The sequence below is a fragment of the Chitinophaga pollutisoli genome (assembly GCF_038396755.1).
Lineage (GTDB): Bacteria > Bacteroidota > Bacteroidia > Chitinophagales > Chitinophagaceae > Chitinophaga > Chitinophaga pollutisoli.
This window is the reverse complement of record NZ_CP149822.1, coordinates 3,863,271-3,877,917: the sequence shown is the minus strand read 5'-3', so window position 1 is coordinate 3,877,917 and position 14,647 is coordinate 3,863,271. Positions and strand designations below refer to the sequence as shown.

Here is a 14,647-nt window from a genome sequence, read left to right as displayed (position 1 = left end):
AAATGTTCCCTTATTAATTTTCATTGATACCGTAATAATACGTTTTCCCGCTGCCGGGGTACGTCCCTTCGATCTGGAAATTACCGTTCTGACGCGCCAGGGCCGCTTTCAGTTCGTCTACCGTGCGCACGGCGATGCCGCCCACCCGGGTAATCACAAATCCTTCCTTCATATTCGTTTGCTCATCCAGCAGGCCGCCTTCTTCAAGCGATTGTACCTGCACGCCGCCTGCAATACCCATCCGGGCCGCATCCTGGCGTGAGAGGGCTGCAAAATCAGCTCCCAGCGCGCTCACTGTAGTATTGCTGCCTGCGGTCATATTGCCGAGTTTTCCTTTCAAAGTTGCTTCCACTTTGCTTTCCGCGCCATTGCGCAGCAAGGAGATGGCTACCTTGTCGCCGGGCTTGAGCCTTGCGATCTGTTCGGAAAGTTCAGAGCCGGAATGCACCGCGCTGCCGTTCACCGAAGTGATCACGTCGCCTTTCTTCACACCCGCCGCAGCCGCAGCGCCCGCGGGATCGGTACCGATTACATAAACGCCGTCGGTATTGTTGGCGGTGATGCCGAGTTCTTTTTTCTGCGCGTCGTCGAGATTATCGGGCGCCATGGAGATGCCCAGGTAGCCGCGCTGCACGCTGCCGAATTGTTTGATATCGTTGATCACTTTTTTCATGAGGTTCGACGGGATGGAGTAAGCGTATCCCGCATAAGCGCCCGTGGGCGATGCGATAGCGGAGTTGATGCCTACCAGTTCGCCGTTCGTGTTCACCAATGCGCCGCCGCTGCTGCCGGGGTTCACGGCCGCGTCGGTTTGCAGGAAGGCTTCCACGGGGGCAGAGCCCTGGCGGTTGATGCCGATGCTGCGCGATTTGGCGCTGATGATCCCTTGCGTAACGGTTACGTCGAGGTTGAGGGGATAGCCGATAGCCAGCACCCATTGGCCCAGGCGCACATCGTCGGAGTTGCCGACGGGGATGGCGGGCAGGTTTTTAGCGTCGATTTTGATCAGCGCCAGATCGGTGTTGGGATCGGTGCCGATTACTTCCGCTTTGTAATTCTTGCGGTCGGTGAGGGTAACGGTGATCTCGGAAGCGCCGTCGACCACGTGGTTATTGGTCACGATAAAGCCGTCGGGACTGATGATCACGCCCGATCCGGAAGCTTTCTGGTCGGGGCGGTTGTACTGCCGGCGCGGGCCGCCTTCGCCGAAGAAGTGGCGGAAGATATCATCGTCCATCCCTTCAAACTGCTGCTGCTGCGCGGATTGTTTGAATTTAACAACTGTGCGGATATGCACGACGGAAGGGACCGCATTACCCGCCGCTTTCTCAAAATCAGTAGGCTGGGCCGAAGCCGGGCCTGTATATGCTGTTTGAATCAGGGGCTGGGAATCATTGAAAGCGATACCGTCCGAAAGTCTGCCGGCCTTTCCGCTGAGGGCGAAACCGCCGGCTACTACGGCTCCTGCGATCAGGAGGCCTGTGAAGAGTTTCTTTTTGTTCATAGTATCCAGGTTTTTGATAGTGTAAAACTGCCATGGCATTCTGAATACTTTCTGAATATCGGGGAGTATGGATCGGATTTTAACGTTTCATTATCACGTGGAAGTTGTGCAGCCCGCCTTCCCAGGAGTATTTCACTTCGAATCCGTACAGGTCGCAGATTTTGCGGACGATCTCCAGGCCGAGCCCCACAGAATCAGCGTCTTTGCTGTTTTTGGCGAAGCGCTGGAAGATGCGGTCTTCCTGCAGCGGATAGGGCTGGCCGGTGTTGGAAACGGTCAGCGTGCCGTTGGCGCCCTTCACCAGCAGCTTCCCGCCCGCCACATTATGCCGGATGGCGTTGGAGAGCAGGTTGCCGAGCAGGACTTCCAGGAGATTGGGGCTCATATTCACTTTCAGTTCATCCAGCCAGTCTTCCTCCACGCTCAGCCGCTTTTGCGCGATCTGCGGTTCGTATTGGCCGAGGAGATGGCGGGCCGTATCGCGGACGGAGACATCCGCCGTTTCGGGGAATTGCCCGTTCTGGATGCGCGTAAGGAGGAGGAGGCCTTTATTCAACCGGGCCATGCGATGGCTGGCATCTGCCAGTTCGCTGATAAGCGCGGCCTGGTCTTCGGTCAGCGGGTTGGTTTGCATGAGCAAGTCGAGCTTTCCCTGGAAAACAGCTAGCGGGGTGCGCAGTTCGTGGGAAGCGTTTTCCGCGAATTCTTTTTGGGAGAGATAGGATTGCCGGCTTCTTTCCGCCAGCTGTTCCACCGCGGTATTCAGTTCTTTGAACTCGCTGATGTTGGAAGGCGCCAGCTGCAGGGGGGCAGGATCATCGACCTTGTACGCCCGCAATTTCCGGAGCGTTTGGTAAAAGGGTTTCCAGATGCGGCGCGCGAGGGATTGGTTGATAAGTAAAAGGCCCGTCAGCAGCAGGATCAGCACCACGGATTGCAGGATGATGATACTCCCGATCAGCCGTTGGTGATCGGCCAGCGAGGATTTGATTTGCAGGCGGTAGGTTTCGCGGTTGATGACGAGGTAGGATGTGAGCAGGCGGTGCCTGTCGGAAGTGTAGAGCGAATCGCTGCCGGGGCGGGTGGGCGCTTTTTCGAGGGTGATGCCATCATCGAGCCGGGGCTGCGGGGCGCCGGGCTGGAACTCCATAACGCGGAGGCGCGGGATGAGCTGGGTTTTGGTGGCTTCCAGGCTGGCGTCGATGTTGGAGATCACGATGCGTTGCAGCACGTAATAAAAAACAGGGATGGCCACCATGAGGAGCACGATGGACAACCAGAAATAATATTGCAGGGTTTTGTTGAGCAGCTTCATCGGGAGAGCGTTTTATGGTCTATCAGGGTGCTTCGAGCTTGTACCCCATGCCGTAAACGGCTTTGATGTGATCGGTCCATCCGGCCTGTATGAGTTTCTTTTTGAGATTTTTCATGTGGGCGTAGATGAAATCGTAATTATCGAAGAGGCCTTCGCCGTCGCCGGAAAGGTGTTCGGCGATGGCGTGTTTGGAGACGACGCGGTTGCGGTTGGTGAGCAGGTAAAGGAGCAGATCGTATTCGGAGCGGGTGAGATCGGCTGCCTGGGTGCCTACGCGGACGGTTCTGGCGGCGGTGTCTACGGTGAGGCCGGCGGATTCGAGGATGGAGGAACCGGAGAAACGGCGGCGGCGGATGACGGCGGCGATGCGGGCGCTAAGTTCTGAGAGATGGAAGGGTTTGACGAGGTAATCGTCGGCTCCGAGCTGGAGGCCCTGGATGCGGTCTTCGATCCCGTCGCGGGCGGAGATGATGATGACGCCATCGGTTTTATCGGATGCGCGGAGGGCTTTGAGGACCTGGAGGCCGTTGCCGTCGGGCAGGGAAATATCGAGCAGGATGCAGTCGTAATCGAAGGATTCAATACGTTGCAGGGCGGATTGTTTATCGGCGACCAGCTCGCAGGTGTATGCTTCCGCCTGGAGGTATCCGGCAATGCTTTGGCCGAGGGCTTTTTCGTCTTCGATGATGAGGATCTTCATAATTCCGGGATGAAAATACGGAAATAGTTTGAAGGAGGATGATACAGAAGTGGCTGTGGCGGCGGATTGGGAAGGGCCAGTCAAAGAAAAAGAAAATAATTTTTGAAATTTCAAAAATGCCCTTATTTTTGCACTCCATTCACGCAAGGGGGTTAGCTCAGTTGGTAGAGCGCTTGCATGGCATGCAAGAGGTCAGGGGTTCGACTCCCCTATCCTCCACAAGAATAAAAAGGAAGCCTTTCAGAAAAATCTGGAAGGCTTTTTTGTGATTACCGGGATACCCAGATTCAATTCTTTGTGTACCAGTAAAACTGAAAGCGTAAGTCCTCAACCACTAATTATCAATCTATCGTGACAACGTTCGCTAAAAGAAAAGAGTGAACGAAATAAATTCTGGCTGTATTCCAGCATTCATTATTGATATATTTATTTGATTATCATGCACTTACTTTATCAAATTTCAAATAGTCTCAGATTTCTCATTTTGCATAAATGATAAATAATGATTCCAGAAGCAAACTTGAAAATATCATTAGAGGAGTTGTCATTGAGGGGGCAACGGATCATTGCACAGCCACCAGAAATTTCTTATACCGAAGCTTTAGCACAAGTACAACGGTTAAAAAGATTTCGAAAGTAAAGCAATCATCAAAGAATAGCAGCCCCAAAGCCTGAAACGCTATGCCACTGAAAACAATTTGTGGTTAACGGCGGCGCCTGATCCGAATTACTTTTTGGCTAGAGGTGGTGAAGCCAGCGTTTACTATGATGCCGATAACAGGAGTGTTATTAAATATAATGATGGAATTTATTATGCTACCTGCTGGAATACTTTAATGGCATTTTAATTCACAATTTACTTTTCAAAGATACTGCATATCAATTCCTGGAATTTATCGAATTAGATGATGTTCTATATGCCGTAAACAGTCAACCGTTTGTTACCTCTGATGCAGATCTTGACCTGAATGACGTTACTAAATTTCTCGCTCACAATGGTTTTGAAAACCGGGTAAGAAATGGAGTTTCAACCAACAATTATTACAACAAAAAGTTAGGCATTTTACCGGAAGAAATCCACGATGAGAATGTCATTGTTAATTCCAATACCCTCTTCTTTATAGATACCGTTTTTTATACGGCTTTCCTCGAATAAGGAATCACCAAATTTCCAGGTTGGAATCAGTCTGCCCTTGATCCCGGCAACATTTTGTCATTCAAACTTTACCGGTTTTTTACTAATAACATTAACGGACATACGCCAAATGCAGCAACGGATACGGCTTCCCCATCCCGTCGCGCTCCGATCTTCCCGTTTGTACAAATCCTGATTTGAGATAAAAGCCCACCGCCTGATCATTCTGTTCGTTCACGTCTACTTTGGTGACGTGCAGCTCGTTCACTGCGAATTCCACCAATGCTTTCCCGTAGCCTTTGCCGCGGGCGCCCGCGTCGATGAACAGCATTTCCAGGTTCTCGCCGGAGACACCTAAGACGCCGGTTATGCGGCCTTCTTCAGCCACGTAGAGATCCAGTACCGGGAGCACCTGCGTGGGAATGATATTTTTAAACAATTGAAAATCGCTTAGCGTTAGAAAATGATGGGTCGCCAGGACGGAGGATTCCCAAACGCGCATGATCTCCGGATAATCCGTGGGGGTAGCTTTTCTGATGTGCATGATAACTGCAATTTACAGCAATGTTCCCGAAGCGATCACCACCACCCCCAACACCCCGAAATCCTTCAGCTCTTCCCGCATGACGCCCAGGGTACGGCTCATGTGCTTTTCCACCGCTTTCACGGAAATCCCCAGGCGCTCGGCGATTTCCTTGTACGTGAGATGATCGCGGCGGGAAAGCAGGAATATTTCCCGGCTGCGCTCCGTTAACTTGTCGAGCGCCGCGACAAAGGCTTTCTCCAGCGCGCGCAAATCGTAATTGATATGCAGATCGGCCGATTGCCCGTTAGATAATTGCTGGTGATGCTGCTCATGCAGCAGGGAATTCCGCAGTTCGTTGAAGATCCGGTTGCGGAGGGAATTATAGAGATACGAAGGAATGTTTTCGATGTGGGACAGTTCCGCCCGGCGGCGGTAGATGTTGGTAAAAACTTCCTGGAGGAGGTCCTCCACAATGGCGGGCACCGGCACCTTCTTGTAAGCATAGGCATACATCGCCCCGGCATGACGTTGGTACAGCGTCTCGAAGGCGCGCGCATCGTCTCCGGCCAGCAGCGACATCAGTTCCTTATCAGACAGTGCGGAATATCCCATGTTCGACATAAAAATAGGAGAATTTTCAGCACCATGCCCTTTTTTGGCCTCCGGGGGTAGGGTACCGCGCCGATACCGTGTCTTATCCAGACACAAGCGCCCAAATGAACGATCAACAACTGCTGCAACTGCTGGACAAATACCTCCGCAACGACTGTACACCGGAAGAGCAACAGGCCCTGGAATCCTGGCTGGAAAGGTACGCGTCTCCATACCGGGAGGCCGCTCCGCCCGCGCCCAGGCTCGCGGCCGTATACGACAGCATCACTGCCCGGTTGCAGGCGGAAGGCGAGATAACCGGCGCGTCTCAGGCTCCGGTCCGCCGCCTTCGCTGGTGGAAGCCCGCCGCCGCAGCCGCTATCCTCATCGCCGCTGCCACTACGTTCTTCCTCACTTCCCGACAACCTGAATTGCTTACCGCCTCCGCTCCCGCCGGCGAAAACACTTTCGTGGAACTGCCCGACGGCAGCCGCGTATGGCTCAACGCCCGCAGCAGCCTCCGATATCCCGGCAACATGGGCAGCGGCAGCCGCACGGTGCACCTCAGCGGGGAAGGGTATTTCGAAGTAGCCCCCGACCAGCAACATCCCTTCGAGATCCATACGGAAGAACTGGCCGTCCAGGTACTGGGCACCTCCTTCAATCTCAAAGCCTACGCAGAAGACGCCGAGCTGGAAACCACGCTGGTGGACGGGAAAGTGGCCGTATCCCTGCGAAGCGATCCCTCGCGCCGCCAACTCCTCGCACCCGGCCAGAAGCTCCTCCTCACCCGGAAAACTACCGCCGGCGCCACCGGCAGCGACTGGGGCGACTTCTATGCCCAACTGCAAAACAACACCAAAACAAAAGATACCATCGCCACGGAATCGCTCTGGCGGAAAGGACGGCTCCAGTTCCGGGACCAATCCTTCTCCGAACTGGCCAAAACCATGGAAAGATGGTACAATAAACGCATCGTTATCGAAGACGCATCACTCAACGACAACCGGTTTTCAGGGGAATTCCGGAAGGAAGACATCACGCAGGCCCTCAAAGCCCTGCAAATCATCGCCACCTTCACGTACGACATGAGAGGCGACACCGTTTTTATTCAGCAATAAGTCAACCAACAAAAACAGCTATGGAACGATTCACACTTTGCAACACATCAGGTTAGGCGCTCTCCGGCCGCCATTCAACTAAAAAAGGATAGTGCTGGCACACTACCCTTTATGCCAAACATGGAATGAAACAAGGATTCCGTGCGGGAAGCTGTTTGTTTCAATTGTTCAACACTCAATCCAAATTTATGAAAAAATCGCTGCGTTCACAACCAGCATTACCCAAGCATTTCTTGCGACAAACATTACTGTTTATGAAGCTATGCCTGATCCTCATGACCGTGACAGTCCTGCAGCTGCAGGCGGCTGTGGGATATTCGCAAAACCGGTTCTCCATCGAAAGCCGGCAGATCGAACTTAAAAAGCTCCTGGAGTGGATCGAAACGAAAAGCTCCTACCGCTTCCTGTACAATATCAAAACCTTCCCCGCCGCGGAAAAGGTAGACGTCAAATTCGACAACGCCACGCTTCCCGCCATGCTCGACCGCGTACTGCAGGGCCGCTCCCTCACCTACCGCATTCTCGACGACGGGCTGGTGGTGATCTCGCCCGCAAAACAGGACGAAAAGATCACCGTCAAAGGCAAAGTGCTTTCGCCCGAGAACAACGAACTGATCGGGGTCAGCATCCAGCTGAAGGGCACCAGCCAGGGCGTTGCTACCGACGAACGGGGCAACTTTAGCCTGCAGGCGCCTCCCAACGGCGTGCTCATCATTTCCTACATCGGTTTCCAGCAACAGGAGGTACCGATCAACGGCCGCACGCAGTTGCCCAACATCATCCTGCAGCCTTCCAGCTCCGGCCTGAACGAAGTGGTGGTGCTGGGTTACGGGCAGAAGCAGGTGCGCCAGAGCATTACGGGCGCCATCAGCAGCATCCAGACCAAAGAGCTGAAGCAAAGCCCGGTCGCCAACCTCACCAACGCCCTCGCCGGGCGGCTCCCCGGCCTCATCACGGTGCAGCACAGCGGGAGGCCGGGAGCGGACTATTCGCAATTGTTCATCCGGGGTATCAATACGACAGGATCGACCAATCCGCTCGTGGTGATCGACGGCCTCCCGCGCGGCAACGCCGATCTGGGGCAGCTCGACGCCAATGAGATCGAGTCCGTTTCCATCCTGAAAGACGCCTCCGCCACTGCGCTATACGGTATCCAGGGCGCCAACGGCATCGTGCTGGTGACGACGCGCCGCGGGCAGGAAGGGCCTCCCAATATCCAGATCAACGCGCAAACGGCCATGCAGCAGCCGGTTACCTTCCCCAGGTTCCTGGATTCCTACCAATCCGCCCAGCTGCAAAACGAAGCCGCGAAGAACGACGGCATGGCGCCCCGCTGGACCGAACAGGAGCTGGAATATTTCCGCACCGGCCTCAAACCTTATGATTATCCCAACACCGACTGGTACACAGAAATGGTGCGCGACTTCTCCCCGCAGAAAACGCTCAACGTGAACATCAACGGCGGTTCCAAATACGTGCGGTACTTCGTGTCGGGGTCGTACCTGCGCCAGGAGCCCCTGTACAAGCATGGCAACGAAAATATTTACGGCATCAAATACAAATACGACCGGTTCAACTTCCGCTCCAACATCGACATCACGCTGGACAAGAACACCGACCTGCAGGTAGACCTCGCATCCCGCCTGGAAAACCGTACCAGTCCTTCCCTGGACCGCGTGGGCCAGGAATTGTACTGGGTAATTTTGTCGCAGATGACGAATCATCTTACCCCGGTTAAAAATCCGAACGGCAGCATTGCGTCAGGGAATATGCGGGAAGATTTCTATAACCTGTACGGCGTCCTCACCCAGAACGGTTACCTCGACGCCTACTGGCATAGCACCAGCGGCTCGGTGGCGCTCACCCGCAAGCTGGATTTCATCACGCCGGGGCTGAAGTTGAAAGGGCTTTTCACGTTTGAGAATTACGGCGATATCAATGTAGCGTTTGACCAGGAGTTCGATTCGTACCGTTACAAATCGAAGCCCGGCACGCATACGGGAGAATATTTCCAGCACCGCACCGCCACCAGCCTGCAACGTTCGGGCTTCAGCAGCGGGCAGCGGTATTATTACTACGACCTGAAACTGATGTACGACCGTGATTTCGGGAAACATTCGCTGGGCGGGCTGCTCCTCTTCAACCGGAACTTCCGCTCCCAATCCGGCGATCTACCCCGCGTATATGAAGGCTATGTGGGCCGTGTAACGTACAACTACGATAAAAGATATTACCTCGAGTTCAATGCCGGGTACAACGGTTCGGAGAACTTCCCGGTGGGCAAACGTTATGGTTTCTTCCCTGCGGCTTCTGCGGCCTGGATGATCAGCAGCGAGGATTTCATGCCGAAAGACGGCGCCCTCAGCTTCCTGAAGCTTCGCTTCTCGCACGGTTATGTGGGTAACGACCAGATCGGCGGCGGCCGCTGGTTGTACATGTCCGACTTCTCGCGCAGCGACGGCTTCACTTTCGGCAGCGTGGCTACCGGCGTGGGCGGATACTACGAAAGCCGCATCGGCAACACCGCCATCACCTGGGAGAAAGCCGCCAAAACCAACCTTGGTTTTGAAACGGGCTGGTTGAAAGACAAGATCAAATTCAACGTCGACCTTTTCCGCGAACTGAGGAAAGACATCCTGACCTACGCCGGCACCACTCCTTCGTACCTCGGCATCACCGCAGACATCAACCGTAACCGCGGCCGCATCATCAACCGCGGCGTGGAAGCCGACCTGCACCTCAATATGGACGTGGGGCGCGTGGGGCTGTTCGCCAAGCTTAATTACCAGTATGTGAAAAATAAGATACTGGAGATGGATGAGCCCAAGCTGCAATATGCACATCAGAGCATTACCGGTTTGCCCATCGGTTATGGATTGGGATATGTGGCGGAAGGATTATTTCAATCGCAGGCAGAGATTGACCGGCATGCCCGCCAGACTTTCGCGCCGCTTATTCCCGGCGACATCAAATACAAGGATATCGACGGCAATGGTGTGATCAACGAAGCCGACCGGGTGATGATGCCTTTGCTGAACGTGCCTACCAGTTACTTCGGCGCAACGCTTGGCATCGACTACAAGGGTTTGGACGTAAGCGCCCTCTTCCAGGGAGCGCTCGGCGGCCGGCAGATTTATTCCGCCCAGCTGGTGTGGAACTACCGCGAAAGCTACCGTCCTTTCCACGAAGGCCGCTGGACGCCGGAGAATGCCGCCAACGCCACCTTCCCGGCGCTGCACTATTCCGAAAGCAATATGGGTAACAACTTCATCAATTCCAGCTACTGGGTACGCAAGACGGATTACGTGAAACTGAAAAACGTGGAAATCGGGTACCGCCTGCCGAAGCACTGGACCAATAAAGTGAAGATCAAGAACGCCCGTATTTACGTGAACGGCATGAACCTCATCAGCTGGGACAACGTGCGCGAACTGGGCATCGATCCGGAATCCAATGCGGGCGACCGCTGGGGCTGGCAGCCTTATCCCATCATGCGCGTTTTCAACGCCGGAATCACCATCAACCTCTAAACCAGCATCATGAAAATAGCAATCATAACGAAGCGGTTCATCTGGCTGTTGCTGCCCGCTCTGTTCGCATGCAACAAGAACTTCCTCGACCGGAAACCCAGCGACAAGATCACCGAAGCGGAAGTGTTCCGGAATATCGAGAACGCTGAGAAGTTCGTGAACGTCATTTACCAGAGCCTTCCCAACCTCTTCAAACCCGGGAGCGCGTGGATGCTGAGCAGCGCCACCGACGAAACCAACCAGGCGATCGACGCATCGGCGACGAATCCGGATGCCGGGAGTTTCAATAACTCTTCCATGAGCCCGGCGGCCTTCCCCATGCAGGGCCAATGGACGGAGTTTTATGGAAAGATCCGATCCTGCAATCTCTTCCTCGCCAACTACAACAACATCCCCAACGATCCGAATTACCCGGAACGCAAGGCCCGCATGCGCGGCGAAGTGCTGATGCTCCGCGCGTACTATTACTTCCAGCTGGTGATCCGCTGGGGTAAAGTGCCGTTGATGACGGAAGTGCAAAACCCTTTCGACAATCCGGACGACATTTACTACAAACGCAATTCCATCGACGAAGTGATGCAGGCGATTGTCCGCGATCTGGACGAAGCCGCGCCGTTGCTGCCGGCAAATTACTCCGCCCGGCCAAACAACTGGGGCCGTGCGAGCAAAGCCATCGCGCTGGCGTTGAAGGGAAGGGTGCTGCTGTATCATGCCAGCCCGCTTTTCACGCCCGTGCGGTCGCAGGCCCGTTGGGACCTCGCCGCCGACGCCTGCCGCGCCGCGCTCGACACCGCCCTGAAAAACGGCTATGTGCTGAACGGCAATTACAGCGACGCGTTCACCCAGTACTTCAACCGCGAAGTGATCTGGAGCCGTCCGGCCCCGGGTGCTTACCGCGATGGCGGCCTCGACCAGGAACTGAATCCCCGCGGCGCCGGTGGATACGGCAATATCAATCCCCTGCAAGAGCTGGTAGATGATTACGAAATGAAGCCGACCGGCCTGGCCATCACCGATCCCGCATCCGGCTACAACCCGCAGCGGCCATACGACAACCGCGACCCGCGCTTCTACGCCACCATCCTCTACCCCGGAGCCATGTGGAAAGGCCGCACGCTGGACCCCAACGACGCCGACGCACCGAGACCCGGCCAGGTAACCACCAACTACTGGCCCCGCAAATATCTCCTCGAAAGCGTGAACCTCTTCAACCTCACCGGCGCCACCGACCGCAAATGGGTACTCATCCGGCTGGCAGAGCTGTATCTCAACTACGCCGAAGCGCAGTTCGAAGCGAAAGGCGCAGGCACCAATGTACTCGACGCCATCAATGCCGTACGCGGCAGGGTAGACATGCCCGCTTTCAACGGTGGAAACGAAGACGTTGTGCGCGCCAAAATCCGTAACGAAAGGAGGATCGAGCTGGCGCTGGAAGATCACCGCTTCTGGGACGTGCGCCGCTGGAAGATCGCCGAAACCGTCGACAACCGCGATGTACACGGCGTAAAAGTAACCGGCCAGGGGAACGTGACGTATGAATATCCCGTGGTGGAGAAACGCAAATTCACCAACACCCTGGACCGCGATTACTGGCTGCCGGTTCCGCAAAACGAGATCGACAAAGTATCCGGCCGTAATGATGAATTCAAACAAAACCCCGGATGGTAAATCCACTCAAACCGACAACGACCATGAAACATATTGCATTCAGCCTGATGGCTTTGCTGGTGCTCATCGCATCGGCAGGCTGCAAGAAAGACAAGGGTTTCGACCATGATCCCAACGCGCCCGTAGTGATCGAGAAATTCACGCCGGCCATCGGTGGCGCGGGTGTGGAAGTACTGATCTACGGCAGCAATTTCACCAAAGACACCACCGGCGTTACCGTTACGGTGAACGGCGTGCCCGCGTTTGTAGCGGGTGTGGTGGAAGACCGCATCCTCATCGCCATCCCGCCCAAAGCCGGAACAGGCAAAATCGAAGTGAACATCCGCGGCAACAAGGCTTCCAGCACCCAGGAATTCGGCTACCAGCCCTCCACCGTTGTTTCTACTTTCGCCGGCAGCGGCAACGAAAGTTATGTAGACGGTGTTGGCACGGAAGCTTCTTTCAATATCGGCAACCGATGCGGGATCGATATCGATGCACACGGAAACCTCTACGTTCCCGAAGCCGGCAACCGCCGCGTGCGAAAAATCGCGCCGGACGGAACAGTGACCACGCTCACGGGGAACGGGAATAACGGATATAAGGAAGGGCCAGCCAATGAAGCCGAGTTCTATATGCCTTTCGATGTGGTGGCTGCCGGAAACGGCGTGGTGTACGTATCCGACCCTTCCGCGTGGACGATCCGGAAAGTGACTGCCAACGGGACCACTTCGCTGGTAGGGTGGTTTGAAGCCTGGGGGCTCGGCATCGACCGCCGCAATGGCATGCTGTATTATTGCGACGCCAGGGCCGAAGGGAGCGTTTACCGCGTTGATCCCAACGACGGTTCTTCCTCCAAAATCATCACCGGCCTCAGCTATCCGTCAGACGTAGCGGTAGATAGCAAAGGCGACCTTTACGTGGTGGTAAACGGCAGCAATACCATCCGCCAGTTCAAAGCAGACACCTGGGAAGCGGGCGTAACGATCGGTAGCGGACAAGCGGGACTGGTCAACGGTCCGGCGGCATCCGCAAGGTTCGATCTTCCCTGGAGCGTAGCGGTAGACGCGAACGATAACCTTTTCGTTGCCGGTAACGGCAGCTGGGACGGTTCCGCCACCAATACCAACCAATGCATCCGCTTTATAAAAACCGGAACCTGGGAAGTGAGCACCTTCACCGGCGGCAGCACCGCAGGATTCGCGGACGGCACGGGCTCCGCAGCGCTGTTCAGCGCGCCTACGGGTGTGGTAGTGGCGCCCGACGGCGTGGTGTATGTGGTGGACAGAAGGAATAACAGGATCAGAAAAGTAATTGCCGAATAATTAGTTATGCAAAGAATAATGAAACATCTGCTGGCGGTCTGCATTTTTGCGGCCGCCGGCTTTTCCGCCGCGGCGCAACATGCGGCTTACAAGTGGAACGAATTGCCTGTAAGGGGCCTGCTGATGAGTGTTCCAAAGCAACAGGACGTACCGGTGTTTTGCGAATTTATCCGGAATGCTTTACCGAGGGAAGGCGTCAACACCCTGGCGATCCGTATCGAATACAGCTATCAATACAAATCGCATCCGGAACTCGCGGAGAAAGGCGCACTGTCCGAAAGCGACGTGAAACAGATCGTGAAAGCCTGCAGGGACGCGAAGATCCGGCTCATCCCAACGATGAACCTATTCGCCCACCAGTCGGAGGCAACGGAAATGGGGCCATTGCTGAAAGCATATCCGCACCTCGATGAATCGCCGGACTTCAATCCGCCGGTCCCCTGGAAAAATGGCGGGATGTTCGATTTCTACAGCAAAAGCATCTGCCCCCGCCATCCGGAGTTGCTGAAGATTTTCTTCCCGATGATGGATGAGCTGGTGGCGGCGTTTGAATCGGACGCCTTGCATGTGGGGCTGGATGAAGCGTGGATCATCGGGTACGATAAATGTCCGCGCTGCGGCGGGGGCGACCGTTCGGAGATTTTCGCGGAATATGTGAATAAACTGCATGGCCATCTGAAGGAAAAAAATGTGGAAATGTGGATGTGGAGCGACCGGCTTATTGACGGAAAAACATCGAACCTGCTTGCCTGGCAGGCGAGCATGAACGATACGCATCGCGCCATCGACCGCATTTCCAAAGACATCGTGATCACTGACTGGAAATATGAAAGCGCCCCTCCCACCCCGGGTTACTTCGCGCTGAAAGGGTTCAACGTGCTGGCGAGCCCCTGCTCCAATGCGGAAGTGGCCATCGACCAGCTTAACCAGGTGCTCGCCATCCGGAAAGATGCGACCCGCGCCGAATGGGCCCTGCCACTGGGGCAACGCATGCAGGGCATGTTCGAGACGATGTGGTTCAATTCCAAAGAATTCATCGACGCGTATTATGAGCGCGGGGAGTATCGTCCGCTTGCGAAAGATAACGTGGTGGCGTTCAAAAAACTCTTCAAAGCGATCCGCGAAGCACAGAAAAAATAGTCTGCCGTCCGATTCCGGAAACCCTATACCAGCGAAGCCGCCCATCCGGGCGGCTTTCCTTTTATCCAGCCATGCAAACCGCACATACGCGGAATTATTTCCACTAGGTAGCA

The 14,647-nt window shown here is 55.0% G+C and carries 10 protein-coding genes, 1 tRNA gene and 1 pseudogene; 7 read left to right on the top strand and 5 right to left on the bottom strand.

All coding sequences use genetic code 11. From position 1 onward, the window contains the following. Positions 1-13: 13 nt before the first annotated feature. The 3 genes from WJU16_RS16300 to WJU16_RS16290 form a co-directional block, all read right to left on the bottom strand. Positions 14-1,504, bottom strand: a complete 1,491-nt coding sequence (locus tag WJU16_RS16300; RefSeq protein WP_341834544.1) for a trypsin-like peptidase domain-containing protein — start codon at positions 1,502-1,504, stop codon at positions 14-16. A 79-nt stretch (positions 1,505-1,583) separates the two neighbouring features. Further along, a complete protein-coding gene (locus WJU16_RS16295; RefSeq protein ID WP_341834543.1) occupies positions 1,584-2,819 on the bottom strand; it encodes a HAMP domain-containing sensor histidine kinase in 1,236 nt (411 codons plus the stop codon). A gap of 22 nt (positions 2,820-2,841) precedes the next feature. Then, positions 2,842-3,519 (bottom strand): response regulator transcription factor, encoded by a 678-nt coding sequence (locus tag WJU16_RS16290; protein ID WP_341834542.1) that lies wholly within the window; start codon positions 3,517-3,519, stop codon positions 2,842-2,844. Positions 3,520-3,666: 147 nt separating this feature from the next. Between WJU16_RS16290 and WJU16_RS16285 the strand changes: the two genes are divergently transcribed. Together WJU16_RS16285 and WJU16_RS26130 are read left to right on the top strand one after the other, a co-directional pair. Then, positions 3,667-3,738, top strand: a tRNA-Ala gene (locus WJU16_RS16285). 452 nt (positions 3,739-4,190) lie between these two features. Beyond that, positions 4,191-4,675 (top strand): annotated as a pseudogene (locus WJU16_RS26130) (hypothetical protein). Positions 4,676-4,766: 91 nt separating this feature from the next. Here the strand turns inward: WJU16_RS26130 and WJU16_RS16280 are convergent. After that, the gene (locus tag WJU16_RS16280; RefSeq protein ID WP_341834541.1) at positions 4,767-5,198 is read right to left on the bottom strand and encodes a GNAT family N-acetyltransferase; all 432 of its coding nucleotides are present in this window, start codon (positions 5,196-5,198) and stop codon (positions 4,767-4,769) included. A gap of 12 nt (positions 5,199-5,210) precedes the next feature. Then, positions 5,211-5,801, bottom strand: coding sequence for an RNA polymerase sigma-70 factor (locus WJU16_RS16275; protein ID WP_341834540.1), 591 nt, complete (start codon positions 5,799-5,801; stop codon positions 5,211-5,213). A 95-nt stretch (positions 5,802-5,896) separates the two neighbouring features. Between WJU16_RS16275 and WJU16_RS16270 the strand changes: the two genes are divergently transcribed. The 5 genes from WJU16_RS16270 (at position 5,897) to WJU16_RS16250 (ending at position 14,534) form a co-directional block, all read left to right on the top strand. Next, a complete protein-coding gene (locus tag WJU16_RS16270; RefSeq protein ID WP_341834539.1) occupies positions 5,897-6,892 on the top strand; it encodes a FecR domain-containing protein in 996 nt (331 codons plus the stop codon). 254 nt (positions 6,893-7,146) lie between these two features. Beyond that, positions 7,147-10,422 carry a TonB-dependent receptor gene (locus tag WJU16_RS16265; RefSeq protein WP_341834538.1) on the top strand — a complete coding sequence of 1,092 codons (3,276 nt, stop codon included), beginning with the start codon at positions 7,147-7,149 and terminating at the stop codon, positions 10,420-10,422. 9 nt (positions 10,423-10,431) lie between these two features. Next, a complete protein-coding gene (locus WJU16_RS16260) occupies positions 10,432-12,090 on the top strand; it encodes a RagB/SusD family nutrient uptake outer membrane protein (protein WP_341834537.1) in 1,659 nt (552 codons plus the stop codon). A gap of 23 nt (positions 12,091-12,113) precedes the next feature. Continuing rightward, positions 12,114-13,394, top strand: a complete 1,281-nt coding sequence (locus WJU16_RS16255) for an IPT/TIG domain-containing protein (RefSeq protein WP_341834536.1) — start codon at positions 12,114-12,116, stop codon at positions 13,392-13,394. 6 nt (positions 13,395-13,400) lie between these two features. Continuing rightward, on the top strand, positions 13,401-14,534 hold the full coding sequence (locus WJU16_RS16250) for a family 20 glycosylhydrolase (RefSeq protein WP_341834535.1): 1,134 nt from the start codon (positions 13,401-13,403) through the stop codon (positions 14,532-14,534). Positions 14,535-14,647 lie beyond the last annotated feature (113 nt).

What these genes read in the sequence shown, in the direction of transcription:
- WJU16_RS16300 (WP_341834544.1), bottom strand. Translation starts at nt 1,504, where the DNA reads ATGAACAAAAAGAAACTCTTCACAGGCCTCCTGATCGCAGGAGCCGTA.
- WJU16_RS16295 (WP_341834543.1), bottom strand. Translation starts at nt 2,819, where the DNA reads ATGAAGCTGCTCAACAAAACCCTGCAATATTATTTCTGGTTGTCCATC.
- WJU16_RS16290 (WP_341834542.1), bottom strand. Translation starts at nt 3,519, where the DNA reads ATGAAGATCCTCATCATCGAAGACGAAAAAGCCCTCGGCCAAAGCATT.
- WJU16_RS16280 (WP_341834541.1), bottom strand. Translation starts at nt 5,198, where the DNA reads ATGCACATCAGAAAAGCTACCCCCACGGATTATCCGGAGATCATGCGC.
- WJU16_RS16275 (WP_341834540.1), bottom strand. Translation starts at nt 5,801, where the DNA reads ATGTCGAACATGGGATATTCCGCACTGTCTGATAAGGAACTGATGTCG.
- WJU16_RS16270 (WP_341834539.1), top strand. Translation starts at nt 5,897, where the DNA reads ATGAACGATCAACAACTGCTGCAACTGCTGGACAAATACCTCCGCAAC.
- WJU16_RS16265 (WP_341834538.1), top strand. Translation starts at nt 7,147, where the DNA reads ATGAAGCTATGCCTGATCCTCATGACCGTGACAGTCCTGCAGCTGCAG.
- WJU16_RS16260 (WP_341834537.1), top strand. Translation starts at nt 10,432, where the DNA reads ATGAAAATAGCAATCATAACGAAGCGGTTCATCTGGCTGTTGCTGCCC.
- WJU16_RS16255 (WP_341834536.1), top strand. Translation starts at nt 12,114, where the DNA reads ATGAAACATATTGCATTCAGCCTGATGGCTTTGCTGGTGCTCATCGCA.
- WJU16_RS16250 (WP_341834535.1), top strand. Translation starts at nt 13,401, where the DNA reads ATGCAAAGAATAATGAAACATCTGCTGGCGGTCTGCATTTTTGCGGCC.